The sequence below is a fragment of the Sorangium sp. So ce295 genome, from assembly GCF_051527405.1.
GTDB classification, from domain to species: Bacteria; Myxococcota_A; Polyangia; order Polyangiales; family Polyangiaceae; genus Sorangium; species Sorangium cellulosum_B.
The window spans coordinates 9697603-9716312 of sequence record NZ_CP150324.1; the positions used below are offsets into that span (position 1 = coordinate 9697603).

Here is an 18710-nt window from a genome sequence, read left to right on the forward strand (position 1 = left end):
GTCCGGGGTCGTGAGGCCCGGCTGGCCTCAAGAGGGGGCGTTGACCTCGAAGTTCCAGATCGTGTAAGGACCGACGGCATCTTCGCTGGCAGCCTTGAAGAACACCGCGCTCGAGTAATCCATGAACAGCGTGTGGATCGTGTTTGCCGCCAGGGATTCATAGACGAACCACTGCCCGTCGCTGATCCTGCGGTACCAGAGCTGAATGGGCATGTCCCCCACGGTGATGGTCGACATCCTGAACGGCTGCGGAAATCTCTCGTTGGTCCCGTTCCAGACCTTGATCCACTGGTCCGCGACGTGGGACTGGAGCTTGCGCGGCTCCGCCGGCCAGTTCGGTATTCCGCAAGCACCGCCGATCAGCTTGGCGGTCCCCGGCCCTTGGCCGTCGCCGGGGTCGACGAAGCCACACCCCGTGAAGCCCGGGTTGGTGAAGGACAGGTGGTAGTGACCGTACCCCGATCCGTCCTCCACGTTGATGTAATTGGCGCCCTGCTGCATGCCCTCGCAATACTGGCGATACGTCCAGCACGAGCCCTCCGCTTCCTCGCAGGGAACGAGGTAGCCGTCCGCGTACCCCGTCTCATACGTGAACGTCGCCCTCGCGTCGGCCCACATGCCGTTCAGCGCATCGAAATCGTCGAAGCCGACGAAGCAGCTCAAAGCCGCCCTGGCAGGGCTGGCCGACAGCATCGCGCCGAGCGCCATGGAGGCGGCCACCGCGCCGCGCAGCAACGTTCGAACCGTGGTGTTCATGGGTCTCTCCGGTCTCTCTTGTTCAGGTTGGTTTCTCACGGCGCGGCCATGAGCTCGTCGAGCTCGCGCAGGACCGGCGAAAGGAAAGGCGTTCGCTCCCGCCGTTATCCCGGCTGAGGCGGCGCGACGCTGGTGCCCCGCACCGTCCGGGAGCCCCGTAGAGCAACGCGCATACCAGGAGGAAGCGCGCTGCTGTCCGCCGCCGTCTCCGCGCCGGAGCGAGTCCCTGTCCCCCGCGGGGACGTGGCGATTCCAGCAGAATGGCGCTCGTCGACGGCGCGGGAGCCCTGACCTTCGCGAGCGGCGAAGGCCACCGCGGGCCGCGCGCGTCACACAGACGGCCGTGACATGTCACGCTTGCTCGTCACGGTGCGACCGTGACATGTCACGCTGCTTGCGACGGAGCAGTCAGAACTCTCCGCGCCCTGCGGCCTCGATCGACGAGAACGTGTGCCTCGCGTGCCCCCCATGCAACGAGCTCGAGGCAGGCGCCACAAGAACTTCCATGTCGATGAAGCCGCCATCCGGGATGGATAAAAGATTCCAGGCACAGGCGAGCCCGCGTGGGTCTTATGCTAAATCATGCTAACAACAGTCGAAGACGGGGATGCGTGAATAGCCTCCGGTGCTACGTCCCTCCGCAGTACCTGCCCATGGGTGGGCAGGAGGAGGAGACCACATGCACTTGCTCCAGCACGTTCAGAAGCTCCGTCGTTTCACTCCGTCCCGCTCCCTGGGCCTGCGTGCCCTGGTGGGCGTCGGCCTCCTCGCGGGGGCAGGCCTGCTGCTCCCCGAGGTGGCCTCGGCGCAGGAGGACCCCATCCCCTGCCCGTTCGACAACGTCCTCTGCCTGTTCGAGGAGGAGGGGTACGGCGGGGAAATCTTCAACGTCCGGGCGCTGAACCCGCAGGTGGGCACGTGCGTCAACCTTCCGGAGCACGGCTGGGAGGGAAGGGCACACTCTGCCTACAACACCAACGGCGTCGGCGCCGCGATCTTTCAGAACGAGAACTGCGTCGGCTACCCTTACCCCGTCTACGGGGAGAGCGGCCTGAGCCCGCTGCCGTTCGTTCCCAAGAGCGTCTACGTCTTCTGACGCGATGATCGGGCGAAAGGCGATGGGCAGCGCGGCCATCGCCTGGAGCCTCGGACGAGCCGGCCGGATCGCGAGAAGCAGGACCGCGCGGGCCACCAACGCGGGCTGGCGATCGGGGATGCGCGGGGCACGAAGAGGCCCAAGAACGAGGGCGCCGCTGTCATTCCCGACGGGTGACGGGCTCTTCGGTGGGCGGGAGGGGCGTGGCGGCGCGGCCCAGAGCTCCATTTTTAAAGATTCTTTACAAACAGGCCCGGGAGGAGGCACGCGGGGGCGCGCGCCCGTGCGGTTCCCGCTGCGTGACGCCGGCGCCGACGCTCACCGCGCCGCCAGCCGCTTCTGCTTTCGCAGAGTGAAGCCGACCCATGACGATGGGTCCGAGCCCAAGGACAGAGAGGTCCTGTGGCTCGTGATCCAGTGGCCGGCCTGAGCGCCACTTCGCCGACTCCTTCACCACTCTCCGCCTCGGCGTGGACTACAAGGGGAATCTGGTGGGCCAGGCTCGTTTGGATCTCGTGGTGGATGGTCAGCTCGTCGTCGAGCTCAAGGCCACCGAGGGCATTGCCCCGATCCACGTTGCGCATCTGCTGTCGTATCTCAAGGCGGTAAGACTTCGGCTTGGCCGCTTGATCACCTTCAAAGTGGCCTTCCTGCGTATACGCCTTCGGGGAGCTCGCCTCGACCTCGTGGCTCCCCCAGCGAAGCCACGCCTCCTGCACCGTATCCTCGGCGCGCCCCATGTCGCCGAGCATGCGGTACGCGAGCGCGACGAGGTCCCGACGAAAACGTGACGGAGATCGTGCAATTTGTCGGAGAGCGGGCGCCGCATCGCAGCAGGCCCAGGGACGTGGCGCCCGGCGGCGCCGCGGGTAGGGCCCTACGGCGCCGCCGACTGGCCCGCTTGCTTGTCTACATTACGCTGAGCTCATCCGTTCTTCCCAGGCACGAAGCGGAGGGACGCGAGGCGCAGCAGCTCACCAGAGCCGCCCTTTGCCCTCAGGTAGACCTCGTGGGAGCCGACGGCGCTCACCTTGCATGTCACGGTCGTCCAGGTCTCCCAGCCGCCGGTGGCGGGGACATCGCAGGTCGCGACGCGGCGGCCGCCCGCCAGCGGGTCGAGCCATACCTCGACGGCGCCGCCCTTCGCGCTGGAGGCCTGCAGCTCGATCTCGACCGACGCCACGCCGCCGCTGCCCAGATCGACGCTGCCGTACATGGCCCAGTCGCCGTCCTCCAGGCCGCCCAGCACCGGCCCTGCCGACTGGCTCGACACAACCTCGGTGCCGGACTCCTGGTCCGGCTCCGCGGCCGCGATCGCGGTGAAGCCGTCGCGGTACGTGAACAGGTCGAAGTCAGCGCTCGCGTTGCTGGCAAAGACGCCGGCCTGGCTGCCGACCCAGCCGTTGTTGACCGTATCGTAGTCCTCGAGCGCGCTGATGTCGATCGGCTCGCCCACCTGGGTCCAGGTCAGGCGGTCCGTGCTGAACCAGCCGGTGGCCTCGTGGTCCGTGCCGTGCACCAGCTTCAGCCAGAGGGTTCGCTCGGCCGGCGCCGGGGCATCGAAGCGGATCTCGGTCGCGTCCACCGCTTCATAGGCGCTCTCATCGGCGTTGAGGACAGGGACGACCGACCGGAACGAGAAGCGGATCCGGTCTTCTGCGTCCGCCCGGACGCGCGCCACCGACACCTCCTGGCTGATCGGGTGCATCCACGTCGGGAACGTCGTGAGATCCGGCTCCGGGACGGCGTTGCCCAGGCGGACGCCAGCCGCGTCGCCCTCCGCTTCGGGGGCGAAGTCCATCCTCACGACCATCGCCTTGGCGTGCAGCGCGTCCTTCTGGATCACCCACCGCGTCTCGTCCTCCGCCGGCTTGAGCCGGAGCCACCCGGCGCGGTCGGTGACCGAATAGCGATCGGACGGCATGTTGCCGTAGAAAGTCCAGGCCGGTGAGAGCTTGTCCCCGGTGAACTCGTCGTTGACGGGCAGCAGGAACGGGATGTCGCTCGGCGGCAGCGCCGGCGCCGGCGCCGGCTCGCCCAGGCGACCGTTCACGACCGGGACCCCGGCGCCGCTCGCGTCGTCGATCCAGGTCACCTGGCTGAGCAACCCCTGCCGGCCCAGGCCACGCCGGTTGTTGTCGCACTCGTACGAGTGGGAGAAGACCCACCACGTGCCGTCGGAGATCTGGAACGGCGCGGTGCTGTGCTGCGCGCCGCTGAACGGGGCCTCTCCCTTGAGGACGCTGCCCAGCGGCGTCCAGTCCTCGGGGTTGCTGCTCAGCGTGGCCGAGCGCCACCCGTACTGCTCGCCGCCGCACCCCGTGTGGGTCGAGTCGAAGTAGTAGTAGAAGCCGTTTCGCTTCGTCATGGTGGGCCCCTCGGCCCAGTTTTCCTCGACCGCGCTGTCGGGGTTGGCCGCGGGATCACCGCACCCCCCGTTCTCCACGTCCCAGTTGACGAAGCTGAGATCGATCGACTCGCCGCTGAGCTGCCCGGTCTCGGGATCGATCTTCTGGAGCAGGTTGACGCCGAAGTTGTTCTCCTCGCCGCCCGTCGCTCCATTCCATTTGCACTGCCCCGCCTTCACGACCAGGTACGTGGTCCCGTCGTCGTCGACGAACACCGAGTCGTCATAGCCGGTCCCGCGGTCGAACGAGACGAGCTCCGGGTCCTCTCCGGGCGGCGTGTAGGGGCCCACGGGCTCCACGTGAACGGGCTCTCCCCAGGGCCCTGCCAGGCTCTCGGCCTCCGCGAAGTACTGATTGAAGTTGACGGCGAAGTAGACCCTGTATCCGGAAGCGACCTTGACGATGAAGCCGCCCCACGTCCCGCCCCCCGCCGAGGTCGAGGCCTCCAGGCCGGACCACGCCGGATCGACGACGCGCGACACGCGCTCCCAGCGGATGAGGTCCCGCGAGCGCAGGATCTCGACGTTGGGTGAGATGTTGAAGCTGGAGCCGGTGATGTAGAAATCGTCCCCCTCGATGTAGATGTTCATGTCCGGGTGATCGCCGGGCAGGATCGGGTTGAGGTAGGTGGACTGGGGCTCGCCCGGCCAGCTCGCTGTCTCGAAGGCGGCGGTCAGCGTCTTGTTCCCGTCCACCGTGACCTCCACGACGTCGTCCGCCTCGCTCGCGGCCCCGCTCCATCCCGTGAAGTCGGCGCTCGGCGCGGGTCTGGCGGTCACGGTCACCACTGCGCCGGCCCTGTGCAGGTAGGTTCCAGGCGGAGGATCAGTCGTCCCGTCCCCCTTCGCCTCGATGGTCAGGGGATATTCCACGGGCGCTACCCGCTCGTCCCCTCCGCAGGACATGGGCAGGGACCCGATCAGGATCATCGCCGTGATGCAAGCGCTGTGTTTTCTCATCGTCATGTCCTGAGTCGTTCTGGCCGCCAATCCCGGCTACAAGGATCGCTGACGGGTGCGCATGACGGGCCGTGCAGTCTTCGGATCGAAAGGACGAGCGCGGGCCCACTGTGAACGCTCACACGACGGGTGTCAATTTCCCTCGCGACGGGCGCGAGGTCGTCCGGCTGGCCCGTGCGGCGGAGCGGCCTCTGCTCGATAACTGGTTATCGAAATCGCTGCCGCCTGGCCAGTGCTCCACCCCCTCCACGCCCGACGGTCTCCACGAGCCGGATTGGCCCCGACCAGCGCTGATGTGGGCGAACGCGGTGACGCACGGAATCTGGGTCGATGTCCTCCTGGACGGCGAGCCTCGCCAGCGCGCAACCGGCGTCGAGCGAGGCGGGGGCGAGCCGCATCCGGCCTCCCCTCGTCTCGCCGCGCACGATGGTGGGCGCGGTATACCCCGGCTGCATCTGAAACACGTCGAGTTCCTTCAGCGGCTCATCGCCTCTTCGGCGGCGCTCCCGGCCGCACGTCAGATCGTGTCGAACCAGCCCGTGGAGGACCGTCTCCTCGCCAGGAGATCTCGGCGGCCTCTCGGACAGCCGGTTACAGGCAACCCGGGTCGGGCGCCGCCGCGGGGGCTACCGGATGCCCTCTCCTCGCCGGGTGACGACGAGATCGTCGCCGTCGCTGATCCTGCCGTTTTCGGCGCGCGGACCGCCTGCCTTGCCATCCTTGCCGACGCTGAACAGGCTGTAACCACCGCCGTCCGGGCTCTTTCTGTATACGAGAGGTCCTGTCCCACAAGGGTCTTGCGCGAGGGCCGGGAGCGCCTCGGGGTAGCCGCCGTCCGTATACGCCCGCTCCGCCTCGACGGCCGCGCGCGCGAGGAGATGCGACGCTCGCAGGGCGCAATCCCGCCGCGCCAGGTCCTGGAGAAACTCAGGGTCACGGAACGTGCCGAACGGGGTGGCCTCGGCGGCGAGGGAGTCGATCGCGAGCTCCCGGAATCGTCCTATCTGAGACGGATCGCGCTGCGCATCGAGCGCGATCTGCTCCGCGCGCCGCAGCCGTGCGTCGAGCTGGGGGATGCCCTCGCCGAACACGGCGTCCGCCGGGAGCACCAGGGTGAGCGCGAGAACGCTGGTGGACGTCACGCGAAGAGGGATCTCCTCGGCGGAAGTGCCCCCCTCGCTCAGGCCCACGGCCGTCTTCCGGAGGTCCAAGCGCTCCTTCCGGATAGCGTCGGAGAGCAGAGGCAGGTGGCGCCCTCGCTCCGCGAGCGCCTGGTCCAGCTCGGCGAGCTCCGCGGGCGCGAGCCGCGGGGCGCCGGCGACCAGCGCGGCGACGCCGCGGTACGCGGGCGTGGCGGCAAACGCGCTGATCACGACAGCGGTGTGCGACCCAGCGGACATGTCCGCGCTGACCCTGGCCACGGTGAGATAGCGATCAAGGGCGCCGCGCGCGTCTCCCCTGGCCGCGAGCGCGTGCCCCTCGATCAAGGCCAGTCGGCTCGCCCTCAGCGCCGGCCACACCAGCGCGAGATCGCCCACCGGCTCGTCTTTCGCCAGCTCGACGTGAGAGCACCGCGCCGCCTGCCGGAAGGCGTCCAGCGCCGGGCGCTGCCGCTCGAGAACGGCGAGGAGCTCGGGGGAGAGCGGCGCGCTGGGCCCAGCCTCGATCGCTTGCTCCAACATCTGGGAAAGGGGGCTCAGCGGGATCATCGGTATTCTCGCATAGCTCGCCCCGCAGTCCTCGCCTCCGGCGCCTGCGCGGGCGGCCCGCGCGCGCTCGCGGATCTGCGCGCGCTCTGCGTCCCACTCGGCCTCGGTGGCATCCACGTAATCGCGGAGCCGGGATTGCCCCCAGGCCGATGCGCCGGCCCGGAAGAGCACGAAAAGCGCGGCCGTAGCCGCGAGCCCGACGCCCAGATGCTTCAGCCTCCTCCGGAGTCGCGCCTTGCTGTCTGTCATCGGCTATGAAAAGCCCGGGCGTGACTGGCTATTCCGTGCCATTCTGTCAACCCCAGCGGTCGTGGATCGTGATGCCGCCGTTCGTCGGCATCGTCACCGAGCTGTTCCAGCGAGCGCCGAGCGCACGCCCGTGCGACGAGGTCTTCGGTGCCGCGCGGCACGACAAGTCTCTGGCCCTGGCGATGGGCGGCGGCTCGGTGGGGATGCCGAGATGGGTCAGGAGCGCCACGATGGCTTCGCGCTGCGCACGTTGACCGATGTCGGCGACGAGCCGCCAGCGCCCACCGCACGGACACGCGAGCGCATCCTCCCAATAGACGCGGCGGATGAGCGAAGCCCAGTCGATGCGTGCGTAGACCGGCAGGACGATGCCGTCGCCGAGGCTCGTGCGCGCGCTCGCCGGAGGGTCCCAGGTAGCCGCGGGAGGTGGCGCCGTGATGTCGTTGGCGCACGTCGGTGGCGCCGTCGCGCTCGTCTTCGTCTTCGTTTCCGGCACCGGGATGCCCGTCGCCGCGGGTCCGTGAGCCACCACGGCGGCTCGCCACGACGAGCCCGACGCGAGCACGCCGGAAAGGCGCAGCAACGGGTACCGGGGTGGAGGCACGAGAGCCGCGATGCGCGCCAGAAAATGCACGGGCGCCAGCACCAGGTGAGTCGCGCCGTTGCGACGGGGCTTGCGAAGACGGTACGCGACGCGGCCATCGGGCAGGAGCGAGATGCGCTCCAGGCTGAAGGGCGGGCGCGCGCCGTAGAGGCACAGCCGTTCAAGGCCGGCGCGATCCCCCGCGCGGAGCGTGACGCCCGCATGGATGTTGAAGCCTGCCACCTCGCCGGCCCACGGGCTCTTGCCCCGGGGGCGGAAGCGATCCTCGTCGTCCGCCTCTGCGAGGGGGACGCCGTCCTGATCGAGGCGCACAAAGGTGCCGCCGAAGAACGACAGTTGCATGCACGCTTCGAGCGGGGAGAGCTCGGGGACCTCGTTGGAGCGCTCCTCGCTCGGCCGGTCGTCCACGAGCTTGCTCCGCCGCAGCCACCGCATCATGCGCTTCTCGACGCGCGCGGCGACAGCGGCGATGTCGTCGCGCGAGGGCGCAGGGCCCTGGTGGAAAACGACCTCGGGACCGTCCTGTCGAGTAAATACGCCATCGAGCGCGACGACGTGGAAGTGCACGATGCTCCCAAGCGTAGAGTCGAACCGTTGCACGAAGGTCACCGAGCCGGTCTCGCCGCCGGGCGTGCCGCGCTCGGTCGCCTTCTGTTTCTGCCAGCGCGCGAGCTCCTCGACGAAGATGCGACCCGCCGCGGTCAGTGCAGCTCGGCGATGGCCACCGCCACGAGCGCCCCGTCGCGCGTGAACGCCGCGGCGCTCGCGAGCCCCATCCTGTGGCCGTCGTAGAGCCTGGCGCGCCAGCGGCACGCGCCCACGTCCCAGAGCGCGACGTCTCCGCCGTCGTGGTTGCCTTCGATGACGGCGCCGACGACCAGGAGCCCCAGGCCGTCGGAGGCGGCGACGACGAACTGCCCCATCGCGTAGGCCTGGCGCGGCCCGCGCGCGTCGAGGCCGTCGTCGTCGCCCTCCAGCCGCCAGAGGAGCGTCGCGCCGGGCGACTCGTTCCGCCGCGCGCCCGGCGCCGTGCCTTGACGACGTCGCCGAGCGAATGGATAAGCGGCGGCATGAGATCCGCGGCGCTCGCGCTCCTCGCCGGGGCCGCGCTGGGCACCTTCGATCGCCACGCCGATGCGGCCCCGCGCACCTCGTCCCTCGCGTGGGTGCGCATGCCCGGGGCCGAGGCGTGCGTCGACGCGCGGACGCTCGCGCTGGCCGTGGAGCGGCGGCTTGGGCGGGTCGCGTTCGTGCCGCCCACCCTCGCGGAGGTGGCCATCGAGGGGCGGATCGAGCGCTCGCAGGAGGCCAGCGTCTGGCGAGCGACGATCCGCCTGTTCGGCGCGGGCGGGGCGGCGATCGGATCGCGGGAGCTCGAGGCCGATCAGGTCGATTGCCGGGCGATCGACGAGCAGCTCGAGCTCGTGATCGCGTTGCTCATCGATCCCGACGCCTCGCTCGTGCCCCCTGGCGGCCCGGCAGCGAGCGCGGGTGGGGGAGCGCCGGGCGCAGGCGCGCCGGTGCGGCTCGTACAGCTCCCGCCGCGCGTGACCGGGGCTCCGGCGCTTGCGGTGTGTCCGCCTGCTCCGGCGGCCTCGAGCGCGCCCTGGCGGGTGGGGGGCGCGGTGGCTGCGGTGGGGGGGCTCGGGCTCGTGCCCGGGCCCGCGAGCGTCGGGCTCGGGGTTCGCGTGCACGTGGCGCCGCCGCGAGGGCCGGGGTTCGCCCTGGGCGGCGCGCTGTGGGCGAGCCCCGTCGTCTCCGAGGTGCCCGGATCGCCGGCGTTCTCGCTCGCACACGGGACGCTGTCCGTGTGCCCACTCGAGACCGCGCGCGGCGGGACGGCGCTCTCGGGCTGCATCGGCGCGATGCTCGGGTCGCTGCGCGTCGAGGGGCCCGCGCTGCCGAGCAGGTTCCGCCATGAGCGGCTCGTCGTCGACCTGAACCTCGACACGCGCGTGCGGCAGCGCTTCGTGGGCCCGCTGTTCGGGGCCGTCGGGCTCGGGATCGCGGTGCCGACCGTGCGGGACGTCTATTTCTATACCGACGCGGCGGGCGCGCGGCACAACGTCTTCCAGGCGTCGCCAGTGGCGGCGATCCTCGACCTCGGCCTCGGCCTCGAGCTGCCGTGACCGGGCCGCGTCGATCGCTTCAAAACGCCTCGCCCGCCCCTCCACTCACCCCAGCGCATGTCCCCGCTCGCCAACGCGCTCGAACGCCCACCGCGCGCGAGCCCCGCGCCGGGAGGTCTGGTCCCGTCCTTCGAGCAGCTCTTCGTCGATCACGCGCCCTTCGTCTGGCGCGCGCTGCGGCGGCTCGGCGTCCACGACGCCGACGCGGAGGACGTCTGTCAGGAGGTCTTCATGATCGTCCACCGGCGCCTCGCGAGCTTCGAGGGCCGATCGTCGGTCCAGACCTGGATGTACGGCATCTGCGTCCGGGTCGCGGCCGATTACCGCAAGCGCGCCCACCGGCGCCGCGAGTCCACGCGCGCCGATCTGCCCGAGCAGGTAGCGCCCGAGGATCAGCACGGGGCGCTCGAGGACCGGGAGGCGCGCGCGCTCCTCGACGCGTGCGTGCAGACGCTCGACGACGACAAGCGCGCGGTGTTCGTGCTCTTCGAGCTGGAGGAGCTGCCGATGACGGAGGTCGCCGAGGCGGTGGGCTGCCCGCTTCAGACGGCGTACGCGCGGCTCTACGCGGCGCGCCGGGTGGTCGAGGCCGCCCTGCGGCGCGCCACGGCCGGGAGGAGAGTGCCTTGAGCAAACCCCAGGATCCGCCGCGCCTCGTCGACGCCTCCTCCGACACTACCGACGCCGTGCGCGCCGTCCTGCGCGCGGGTCAGCGCGAGCTGCCGGGGCCCTCCGACCTCGCCCGCCTCGCCGCGCGCCTCCCGCTGGGGCCGCTCCCGCCCTCCGGCGCCTCGCCGCCGGCCCCTTCGCCGCCGGGCAACTCGCCGCCGACCGCCGCGCCGCCGGCCGCTGCGCCGCCGACCCCTTCGCCTCCGCTCACGCCCGGGCACCTCGCCGCGGCCGCCGCGGCGCCTTCCGTGATCCCCAGCGCGCTCCTCGGCGCGCTCCTCGGGCTCGCCGTCGTGGGCGGCGTGTGGTGGCGCGACGCCGTCACCGCGCCGCGCCATGCCGTCACCGCGCCGAGCGAGCCCGCGCCCAGCGTCATTGCGAGCGCCGCTGGGCCGAGCGTCCCCGCGCCCACCCCCGCCCGCTCGCCGCCCGTGGATCCCGGCCTCGATAACGCCGGGCACGCTGGACCGGAGGCCGCGCGCGGCGCGGCGGGTGAGCCCTCGAGCGCGAGTGCGCCCCGCGGCGAGCTCCCCCGGGGCGCGACCGCCGCCGCGCCGCGCGCGGAGGAGGCGGAGATCCGCGCGCTGCGCGCGCCGAGCAGCGGGGCTCCCGCGAGCGCGAGCCCTCCTTCCGCCGGCGCCGCCGAGGAGGCGGAGACCGAGGTCCACCTGCTCCAGCGCGCGCAGGACGCGCTCGCCGCCGACCCAGGCTCGGCCCTCGCGCTCACGGGCGACCATGCGCGGCGCTTCCCCGCCGGCGCGCTCGGTCAGGAGCGCGAGCTCATTGCCATCCGCGCCCTGCTCGCCCTCGGCCGCGCGGCCGAGGCGCGCGCCCGCGCCGCAAGCCTGCTCGAGCGGTTCCCCGGCTCGGCGTACCGCGGCAGGCTCGAGTCGCTCGGCCTCGAGGAACCATCTCAAAAAAATGGGCCGGTCTCTCCACGTACCCAGTGACCGCACGATGCGGTCCCTTCGATGGAGAACTCCAATGTCGAATCGCTTCTCTTCGCGCGCCTCGCGTCCGTTGCGCGCCGCGAATCTCCTCATTCTCGCTTCGCTTGCGGCGACTTCGCTGGTCGTCGGCGGCTGCTCGACGGATCTCCAGATCGGCGACGAGTCCGGCGAGGGCGGTGGTCCCGACACCGCGACGAGCACCGGCGGCGCCCCGGAGAGCACCACCTCCGGCGCCCCGGAGAGCACCACGGTGGGGGGCACCGGCGGCGCCCCGGAGAGCACCACGGTGGCGGGCACGGGCGGCGCCCCGGGCGCGCTGGCGGAACCCGCCTTCGCGCTCTTCAACGAGCAGATCACGACCCTCACGCCCGCCCAGAAGCAGAACTGGCTCGAGCCCGGCGAGGTGCTCGAACCGAAGACGCTCCTCATCGCCGTCGTCTACGAAGGAACGTGGACATGCAGCGATCCCGTGTTCGTAGGCGGCCTCGGTGGCCCGAGTCGGAACCAGACGCTGATAGGGCTGCCGCCATCGCTGCAGAAGGTGGGCAAGTACGACTTCTCGTCGACCGACGTGATCGCATTCCACACCGAGTGGGTTGACGCTATGGGCAACGGTGGGGGAAGGGAGTCGCCCCTCACCGAGGGCACGATCGAGGTCCTGAGCATCGATGACACGGCCATCACCGTGCGCCTCGAGGACTCGCGCCCGGACCACGTGGTCCCGCGTTGCCCCTGATCCGCGCAGGCCGCGTCACGTTCTCGCGGCGCGGGCTGTCGGTCGTCGCCGTGGTCGTCCGGGAGCTCCGCTACCTGGACGCGTTCGCGCGCAGCTCGAACCGCGGGCTGGCGCTCGCCGGCGCCGCGCTCCTCGCCGCGACGGCGCTGATCGCCGCGTTCGCGAGCCGGGCGACGGTGGGGCGGCCGGCCGGCGCGATCGTGGCGGGCGTGGAGCGGGTGGCGCGCGGGGAGCTCGGGGTGAGTCGCCGAGCGCGCCTTTCGCGAGGACCTCTTCTATCGGCTCGCGGTGATCGAGATCGCGATCCCGCCGCTCAGGCACCGGACGGACGACATCCTGCCGCTGGCCGAGCACTTCCTGGCCCGCGCGGCCGCGCACGCGGGCAAGCCGATCGCGGGGTTCTCGGGCGCGGCGGCGAAGCGCCTGCTCGCGCACGACTGGCCCGGCAACGTCCGCGAGCTGGAGAACGCGATCGAGCGGGTGGCGGCGCTCTGCGACGGCGGTCGGATCTCCCCGGACGACCGCCCCGAGGGCGTGCGCGCCCGGCGCGGCGCGCCGGATTTCCTGGAGGTGGCGGCGGACCGGCTGATGACGCTCGACGAGCTCCAGCGCGAGTATGCGCAGATCGTCCTGCGGCGCGTGGGCGGCAAGAAGCAGCGGGCGGCGGCGCTGCTGGGCGTCGACCGGCGGACGCTACAGCGCTGGTTCGACGGGGGGACCGACGGCGACGAGGGGCCGTGAGGGTGCGCGCGCGGGATGGCGGGTGTGCTGGCTGCCTCCGGACCATCGGATCCGAGCTCCCCGGGGCAGCTGGCTGCCTCCAGGCCATCGGATCCGGTCTCCCCGGGGCAGCTGGCGTCATCGTGAACCCTGGCGAACCGAGCTCTCGCTCCGCGGCACGGGCGCCGATGACAACCGCCGCGCGCTTGCACTACGGTGCCGGCCGTGCCCTGGAGTGACCACATCATCCCAGCGCCGCACGCCGGGACCCGGCCCGTCTTCAAGCGGACGGGGGACGCGGTGGAGGACGTGCTCGCGGCGCTCGCGAAGGTCGACGACGACGTCAGGCGATCACGTGAACATCACCCGCGAGGAGATGCGAGCGTGCTTCGAGTACGCGAGCACGCTCGTCGCCGACCGGATGATGCAGCGGGCCGACCCCGGCGGCGCCAAGACGCACGTCAGCTCCGAGCAGCTCAAGAGAGCCTTCCGGCGCCACAAGGACGCCGGACTCAACGGCGCCGAGCTGAGCGACTCGTCGCTGCTCCTCGTCATCTATGCGATCGAGTGCGGCCTCAAGCGGGTCCTGCTCGACAGGAGAGGCAAGAAGACCACGCTCAAGCTCGACAAGGACGACCTGACGCACCACCTCGACGAGCTGCTCCGACTGGTCGGCCAGACGCCGCGCTTTCACGCGGTCAGGTTGGTGGAGCCCGACGAGGACGTGGGCCCGGACCGGATCCACGAGGCGCTGCGCTACGGGCGGCGCCTGTCCGTGGATTCCCGTAGAAGCCTCCTGATCTCGGCAAAAGCGGTGCTGAAGTACCTCGAGGAGAACATCCGATGACCCCGTTGTACACATGGCGAGACGTGGAGCGCGCCCTGCGAGGCGAGGAGGCTCCGCCCTGGCTCGAAGTCTCGGCGGACCTCGAGGCGCTCAACGTCACGTGCGCGCCCGGACGCCGCGCGGACGTGGCGAGGCGACTCGCCGATGTGTTCGGACCCAAGATCGCCGTCGACGGCGTGACGCTGGCGCTCGAGTCGACGCTCAAGGCGCCCCGATCGCTCCGCATCGAGATCCACGAGTCAGACGAAGACGCGACGCCGTCGCCTCACGTGGTCCGCCCCCTCTGGACCGACGCCAAGGAAGTCCCGGGCCCTATCCATCCGCTCCCCGAGGGCTCTCCGAGGCTCGCGGCGTTCTATTCGTACAAGGGCGGCGTCGGCCGTACGACCACGCTTCTGGCCACCCTCGGAGCGCTGATCGAGCCGCCCCCGCGAGGGGGCCATGTTCTCGTGGTCGACGCGGATCTCGAGGCCCCGGGGCTGACGTTCGAGATCCCCGGCCCCCCCGACCGATTCTGCCTGCTCGACTTCCTCGCGCTCGTGCACGACGCGGACGACTGGCGCGCCGTGCTCCCGCTCGCCACCGAGCGGCTCCGCCGGAACAGCGAAGGGCTGGAGCTCTCCGGGGGTCGCGCCACCTTCTATTTCCTTCCGTCCCACCGCGACAAGGAGCAGCTCTTCGCGCAGCCGGTCACGATCGAGCAGGTCGTGCGAGGACCGGGGCGGGCGCACGTCATCGCGGAGGCGCTCGCGGCGCTGGGTCAGGCGCTCGGCGTCGATGTTGTCCTCGTTGATCTCCGCGCGGGCGTCACCGAGCTCTCCTCCCCTCTCCTGCTGGATCCGCGGGTCCAGACGATCCTGGTGACGTCGTGCAGCGGGCAGTCGATCCGGGGTACCACCTTCGTGCTGGAGCGCATGAGAAGCCGCGTGCGGAAGGAAAGGCGCCCCGAGGTGGTCCTCTCGATGATCCCTCCCTCCTTCACGAGCGAGGCCATCGCGCGCCTCTCCGGTGATCTGCAGGACTCCATTCCCCACGCCGCAGACGACATCGCGGAGGAAGCGGTGCAGGGCAACGTACATGAGGCCCACTTCGCGGAGGCGCTCATCCGGTTCGATTCCGTCGAGCAGCTGCTGCGCGATCTGCTCCCCGGGACAGACCTGGGGAAGCGCGCAGCGCCCCGACTCGCGGCGCTGCTCGCGCCCCGGGCGACGCCCGCGGACACGCCCTCACCGGCTCCAACGGCACGCGGCCTGAAAGCGGTCGCAGCGGAAGCCAGGAAGCTCGAGTACGCGGAGGGCAACGCCAAGCTCAGCCTCCTGGTGACCCCGGCCCTCGCGGCACTGGTCGACCAGTTCCCCATGGGCCTCCCGCCGCCGTGGTGCTGGGCGCGAAGGGGGCCGGGAAGACCTTCGCCTGGGGTCAGATGGTCCTGGCCGGCGACTGGCGGGAGTTCTCCGCGCTGGTCTCCAGCAGCGCCCCCGCTCTTCCGCTCCCGGGTCAACATCAGGCCTTCGTCTTTCCTCTCCTCAGCCCGGTGAACAAACAGCCGGATCTCGCCGCGAAGGTGGCGGACGCCGAGCGTCTCGTCTGGGAAGCCCTCGGCCCGCGCCCTCCGGGCACGGAGGCACCGCTCACCGAGGACGCGATGCGCACCGACCTCGATCGAGCCCTCACCCGGGACACGGACGACACGGAGTTCTGGACCCGGCGCGTCGCCGCGCGCCTCGGTCTTCCAGAGACCGCCGGGGTGAGCGTCGAGGCCGTCGCCGCCGCGCTCGCCCAGCGCGGCGTGGCCGTGTGCCTCGCGATCGACGGGATCGAGGACTCGTTCCAGCCTGGCCCCCAATCCCCCCTCAGCGGAGGCCAGCAACGTCTCCTGCGAGATCTGCTCCAGCGCTTCACGCTCCGGGTGCGCGACCTGCGCTCGCCCCACCTCGGCGTCGTCACCTTCGTGCGCCGCGATCTCGCGCAGGCCGCGATCGCGCAGAATTTCGGCCAGTTCGAGGCGCTCCACGGCAAGTTTTCCATCGTCTGGACGTCGACGGAAGCGCTGCGGCTCGTCGCCTGGATCCTCGATCGCGCGGGGCTCCACGTCATCGATCCGGAGCGCATCCCGCTCGCGCCCTACGACGAGCTGCGCGAGGGACTCAAGGCCTTCTGGGGCGACCGCCTGGGCTCCGAGAGATCCCGCGAAGCCCACACCGACCGCTGGGTCGTCGCCGCCCTGTCCGATTTCCAGGGCCGCCTGCAGGCCCGCGATCTCGTGCGGCTCGTCCGATATGCGGCGGAGAAGGTGCCCGACGAGCCGAAGCTGACGCCGCGATCGCTCCGCGATGCGCTCGTCGAGTGCTCGGCAGCGAAGATCAAGGAGCTCGAGGTCGAGATCCCCGGTCTCTTGCCTCTGTTCGAACGTCTTCGCAAGGCGCCCGAGGAGCGGCGAACAATCCCCTTTCAGGCGGAGGATTTCGAGCTCGCGCGCGCGGACGTCGCCTTTCTCGAGACCCACGGCGTGGTCATCCGTGTCGAGCAGGATGAGCTCTATCTCCCCGAGATCGTGCGGCACGGTCTCGGCTTCCGCATGGACAAGGGCCGCCGCGCCCGCGTCCTCGCCCTCTACCGCGCCGCGCAGGCCCGGCGCCCGTGAACCGGCGGCCGGGTCGCTCCCGGCGAGCGCCTGCTCCGCCGCGTGCAGGTAGAACTCCACCGCGAGCCGCGGCTCGCCGCCCCGCTCGAAGTGCTCGGCGAGCACCTTGGCGTCGTGCTCTCCCGCCTGCAGGAGCCACTCGGCGGCGAGCCGGTGACCGAGCGCGCGATCGTGGTCCGGGAGCGTCACGTGGCAGCCATCGCGGATGAGCGCATGCCGGAACGCTTCTTTTACCTACGCGCCGAGACGGTTCAGGCCGAGGTTTTCGCGGGCTCCGACTCCGCCGTCCCCGGCTTCACGGGCTCGGCGAGGCCCTTGCCGAGCAGGACGAACAGCAGGATGAGCCCGACCGTGAGCAGGATGTGGCCCACCCCCGCGGTCCACGGCACGGCCTCCGGCACGTGGTAGCCGAGCACGGTCGCGATGCCGTGGACGCCCATCGTGCTCACAGTGATCGCGACCCCCGCGTTGTAGAACCAGAAGAAGTACGTGAACAGCGTCGCCCCGGACAGCTGAAACTGCTTATCGAGGGCGAGGACGATCAGGAAGCCCAGCGTGCCCAGGGCGAGCAGGTGGGTGTGCATGAGGGCCAATTGGGTCTCGCCGGGGAAGTGATTGACCTTGGTGAACTCCCGGTAGAACAGCCCGGAGACCACTCCGAGGATCATGCAGACGTGTGCTGCGTTGTACGACTTCCGCATTTCGGCGCTCGCTCCCTGTGATCGACCATCGCCCCGATAGGACTCCTTCAAGCACTTGATAGGGTCACGCACGGCGGCGGAGCTGCAGCGCGCCGAGCGCGACGCAGAGCACGGCGGTGCCCCAGTGCATCGCGAGGTAGCCCGGGTGAGCGCCGCGCCACGCGAGCACGATGGCTCCGTCGACGACGGGGATCACCGAGCCGAGGAGCAGCGCGAGCGCGGCGGCGCGCCGCTCGCCAAGGAGCGTGAAGGCGATGAGGAGCGCGCCGACGGAGAGGTCGCGCGCTCCCTTGGCGACAGCGTACGCGGCGAGGCCAGCGAGCGGCACGCCGAAGGCCGCAGCCGCGGCGCCGGGGACGACCAGGAAGCGCGCGCCGATGAAGCAGAGCGTGAGGCCGGTGAGCAGCGTGGCGATGCCCGCGCCGCCGAGGCGGCGCGACGGGAGGGACGAGGCGGAGGGAGCGATGGTGGCGTCGTTCATGGGCTGGATGTAGCCCTCGGCGGACGCGCGCGCGATGGCCGGCGCGCGCAACGAATGGCCCCAAACGCTCACGTTGCGAGCGCTATGGATCATCGTTAGGCTCGCGCCATGTACCAGGATGACCCGCTGTCGAGCCGATTTTTCCTGGCAAAACTCTCGTCCGAGCTCGTCTGCCGGACCGCTGCACGGGGGGCCTGGGCGCTCGAGCTTCCGGCGCGTCCGATCCTGGTGCTCCACCACGTGACCGAGGGGAGCTGCGTGCTGCGCGCCGGGCGAGAGGCCGTCTCGCTCTACCAGGGCGACGTGGCGCTGGTGCGACCGAACGTGGGGCACCGCGTCGACCACGGCGACGCGAGGGCGAAGCCCGTGCTCCTCGACCGGTGGCTCGAGGTCGCGCGAGAGGAGGACGGCGAGCGCGTGCTCGGCCGCGGCGCCGCCACGGCGCGCGCGCTGTGCGGCGTGTTCCGGTTCGAGCACGACGCGCTCGCCCCCCTGCTGCAGGTCCTGCCGACGGTGATCCACGCCGGCGCGCGGGCCATCGAGGCGCGGCCCTCGTTTGCCGGCGCGCTGGCGCGCCTCCGGAGCGAGCTGCGCGAGGCGCGCCCGGGAGCGGGGCTGGCTCGCCGTCGCTGGCTCGAGCTCATCCTCATCGAGCTCGTGCGGCTGCTCGCCGACCGCGAGCCCGCGAAGCTCGCCGCGCTCGGCGCCACGCAGGACGCCGTCGTCGCCCGCGCGATCGCCGAGCTCGTGCACGACCCGGCGCGCGCGTGGGACGTCGACACCCTGGCGCGAACGGTGGGCGTCTCGCGCGCCACGCTCGCCCGGCGGTTCCTCGAGGCCACGGGCGCGCCGCCCATGGCGTACCGGGCGACGCTGCGCACCGAGCACGCGCGCCGCCTGCTCCGCGAGACGACGCTGTCGAACCAGCAGATCGCCCACGCGGTCGGGTTCGCCACGGTGCAGGCGTTTCAGCGCGCGTTTCGGCGAGAGACCGGGGCGACACCGTCGGCTGTCCGCGCGAAGCCGCGCGCCGCGCACGGCTGAATCACCGC

The 18710-nt window shown here is 71.1% G+C and carries 17 protein-coding genes and 1 pseudogene; 11 read left to right on the forward strand and 7 right to left on the reverse strand.

The annotated features are described in order from the left end of the window. Positions 1 to 27: 27 nt before the first annotated feature. The gene (locus WMF11_RS36830; RefSeq protein WP_437903867.1) at positions 28 to 756 is read right to left on the reverse strand and encodes a hypothetical protein; all 729 of its coding nucleotides are present in this window, start codon (positions 754 to 756) and stop codon (positions 28 to 30) included. A gap of 679 nt (positions 757 to 1435) precedes the next feature. Here WMF11_RS36830 and WMF11_RS36835 point away from each other — a divergent pair. Then, a complete protein-coding gene (locus tag WMF11_RS36835) occupies positions 1436 to 1852 on the forward strand; it encodes a peptidase inhibitor family I36 protein (protein ID WP_437974069.1) in 417 nt (138 codons plus the stop codon). 470 nt (positions 1853 to 2322) lie between these two features. Continuing rightward, positions 2323 to 2499: pseudogene (locus WMF11_RS36840) on the forward strand (GxxExxY protein); the annotation flags it as partial. A 278-nt stretch (positions 2500 to 2777) separates the two neighbouring features. Here the strand turns inward: WMF11_RS36840 and WMF11_RS36845 are convergent. The 4 genes from WMF11_RS36845 to WMF11_RS36860 form a co-directional block, all read right to left on the reverse strand. Further along, positions 2778 to 5225 carry a family 43 glycosylhydrolase gene (locus WMF11_RS36845; protein WP_437974070.1) on the reverse strand — a complete coding sequence of 816 codons (2448 nt, stop codon included), beginning with the start codon at positions 5223 to 5225 and terminating at the stop codon, positions 2778 to 2780. A 620-nt stretch (positions 5226 to 5845) separates the two neighbouring features. Then, positions 5846 to 7177, reverse strand: coding sequence for a hypothetical protein (locus WMF11_RS36850; protein WP_437974071.1), 1332 nt, complete (start codon positions 7175 to 7177; stop codon positions 5846 to 5848). A 46-nt stretch (positions 7178 to 7223) separates the two neighbouring features. Further along, the gene (locus tag WMF11_RS36855) at positions 7224 to 8390 is read right to left on the reverse strand and encodes a transposase (RefSeq protein ID WP_437979374.1); all 1167 of its coding nucleotides are present in this window, start codon (positions 8388 to 8390) and stop codon (positions 7224 to 7226) included. A gap of 92 nt (positions 8391 to 8482) precedes the next feature. Next, positions 8483 to 8704 (reverse strand): hypothetical protein, encoded by a 222-nt coding sequence (locus WMF11_RS36860; RefSeq protein WP_437974072.1) that lies wholly within the window; start codon positions 8702 to 8704, stop codon positions 8483 to 8485. A gap of 147 nt (positions 8705 to 8851) precedes the next feature. Here WMF11_RS36860 and WMF11_RS36865 point away from each other — a divergent pair, with 147 nt between their 5' ends. The 8 genes from WMF11_RS36865 to WMF11_RS36900 all read left to right on the forward strand — a co-directional run bounded on the left by WMF11_RS36865 (position 8852) and on the right by WMF11_RS36900 (position 16476). Then, the gene (locus tag WMF11_RS36865; protein ID WP_437974073.1) at positions 8852 to 9910 is read left to right on the forward strand and encodes a hypothetical protein; all 1059 of its coding nucleotides are present in this window, start codon (positions 8852 to 8854) and stop codon (positions 9908 to 9910) included. 57 nt (positions 9911 to 9967) lie between these two features. Next, on the forward strand, positions 9968 to 10540 hold the full coding sequence (locus tag WMF11_RS36870; protein ID WP_437974074.1) for an RNA polymerase sigma factor: 573 nt from the start codon (positions 9968 to 9970) through the stop codon (positions 10538 to 10540). Continuing rightward, positions 10537 to 11529 carry a hypothetical protein gene (locus tag WMF11_RS36875; RefSeq protein ID WP_437974075.1) on the forward strand — a complete coding sequence of 331 codons (993 nt, stop codon included), beginning with the start codon at positions 10537 to 10539 and terminating at the stop codon, positions 11527 to 11529. The genes WMF11_RS36870 and WMF11_RS36875 overlap by 4 nt, the downstream gene beginning before the upstream one ends. Before the next feature lie 34 nt (positions 11530 to 11563). Continuing rightward, complete coding sequence (locus tag WMF11_RS36880; RefSeq protein ID WP_437974076.1) at positions 11564 to 12265, forward strand: hypothetical protein; 702 nt, start codon at positions 11564 to 11566, stop codon at positions 12263 to 12265. Positions 12266 to 12553: 288 nt separating this feature from the next. Next, the gene (locus WMF11_RS36885; protein WP_437974077.1) at positions 12554 to 13006 is read left to right on the forward strand and encodes a helix-turn-helix domain-containing protein; all 453 of its coding nucleotides are present in this window, start codon (positions 12554 to 12556) and stop codon (positions 13004 to 13006) included. Positions 13007 to 13340: 334 nt separating this feature from the next. Further along, on the forward strand, positions 13341 to 13832 hold the full coding sequence (locus WMF11_RS36890) for a hypothetical protein (protein ID WP_437974078.1): 492 nt from the start codon (positions 13341 to 13343) through the stop codon (positions 13830 to 13832). After that, positions 13829 to 15370: a KGGVGR-motif variant AAA ATPase gene (locus WMF11_RS36895; protein WP_437974079.1), complete on the forward strand. Its 1542-nt coding sequence runs from the start codon at positions 13829 to 13831 to the stop codon at positions 15368 to 15370. Before WMF11_RS36890 ends, WMF11_RS36895 begins: the two co-directional genes overlap by 4 nt. Beyond that, positions 15367 to 16476 carry a hypothetical protein gene (locus WMF11_RS36900; RefSeq protein WP_437974080.1) on the forward strand — a complete coding sequence of 370 codons (1110 nt, stop codon included), beginning with the start codon at positions 15367 to 15369 and terminating at the stop codon, positions 16474 to 16476. Before WMF11_RS36895 ends, WMF11_RS36900 begins: the two co-directional genes overlap by 4 nt. A 251-nt stretch (positions 16477 to 16727) precedes the next feature. On the opposite strand, the gene WMF11_RS36905 is transcribed toward WMF11_RS36900, so the two are convergent. After that, positions 16728 to 17177 carry a DUF2871 domain-containing protein gene (locus WMF11_RS36905; RefSeq protein ID WP_012239258.1) on the reverse strand — a complete coding sequence of 150 codons (450 nt, stop codon included), beginning with the start codon at positions 17175 to 17177 and terminating at the stop codon, positions 16728 to 16730. Positions 17178 to 17241: 64 nt separating this feature from the next. Beyond that, the gene (locus WMF11_RS36910) at positions 17242 to 17658 is read right to left on the reverse strand and encodes a DUF4267 domain-containing protein (RefSeq protein ID WP_437974081.1); all 417 of its coding nucleotides are present in this window, start codon (positions 17656 to 17658) and stop codon (positions 17242 to 17244) included. 108 nt (positions 17659 to 17766) lie between these two features. Here WMF11_RS36910 and WMF11_RS36915 point away from each other — a divergent pair, with 108 nt between their 5' ends. Continuing rightward, entirely contained in the window at positions 17767 to 18702 is a 936-nt protein-coding gene (locus WMF11_RS36915; RefSeq protein ID WP_437974082.1) for a cupin domain-containing protein, read from the forward strand. Positions 18703 to 18710 lie beyond the last annotated feature (8 nt).

Coding starts and splice junctions, on each gene's coding strand:
- WMF11_RS36830 (WP_437903867.1), bottom strand. CDS start 756: ATGAACACCACGGTTCGAACGTTGCTGCGCGGCGCGGTGGCCGCCTCC.
- WMF11_RS36835 (WP_437974069.1), top strand. CDS start 1,436: ATGCACTTGCTCCAGCACGTTCAGAAGCTCCGTCGTTTCACTCCGTCC.
- WMF11_RS36845 (WP_437974070.1), bottom strand. CDS start 5,225: ATGACGATGAGAAAACACAGCGCTTGCATCACGGCGATGATCCTGATC.
- WMF11_RS36850 (WP_437974071.1), bottom strand. CDS start 7,177: ATGACAGACAGCAAGGCGCGACTCCGGAGGAGGCTGAAGCATCTGGGC.
- WMF11_RS36860 (WP_437974072.1), bottom strand. CDS start 8,704: ATGGGGCAGTTCGTCGTCGCCGCCTCCGACGGCCTGGGGCTCCTGGTC.
- WMF11_RS36865 (WP_437974073.1), top strand. CDS start 8,852: ATGAGATCCGCGGCGCTCGCGCTCCTCGCCGGGGCCGCGCTGGGCACC.
- WMF11_RS36870 (WP_437974074.1), top strand. CDS start 9,968: ATGTCCCCGCTCGCCAACGCGCTCGAACGCCCACCGCGCGCGAGCCCC.
- WMF11_RS36880 (WP_437974076.1), top strand. CDS start 11,564: ATGTCGAATCGCTTCTCTTCGCGCGCCTCGCGTCCGTTGCGCGCCGCG.
- WMF11_RS36895 (WP_437974079.1), top strand. CDS start 13,829: ATGACCCCGTTGTACACATGGCGAGACGTGGAGCGCGCCCTGCGAGGC.
- WMF11_RS36905 (WP_012239258.1), bottom strand. CDS start 17,177: ATGCGGAAGTCGTACAACGCAGCACACGTCTGCATGATCCTCGGAGTG.
- WMF11_RS36910 (WP_437974081.1), bottom strand. CDS start 17,658: ATGAACGACGCCACCATCGCTCCCTCCGCCTCGTCCCTCCCGTCGCGC.
- WMF11_RS36915 (WP_437974082.1), top strand. CDS start 17,767: ATGTACCAGGATGACCCGCTGTCGAGCCGATTTTTCCTGGCAAAACTC.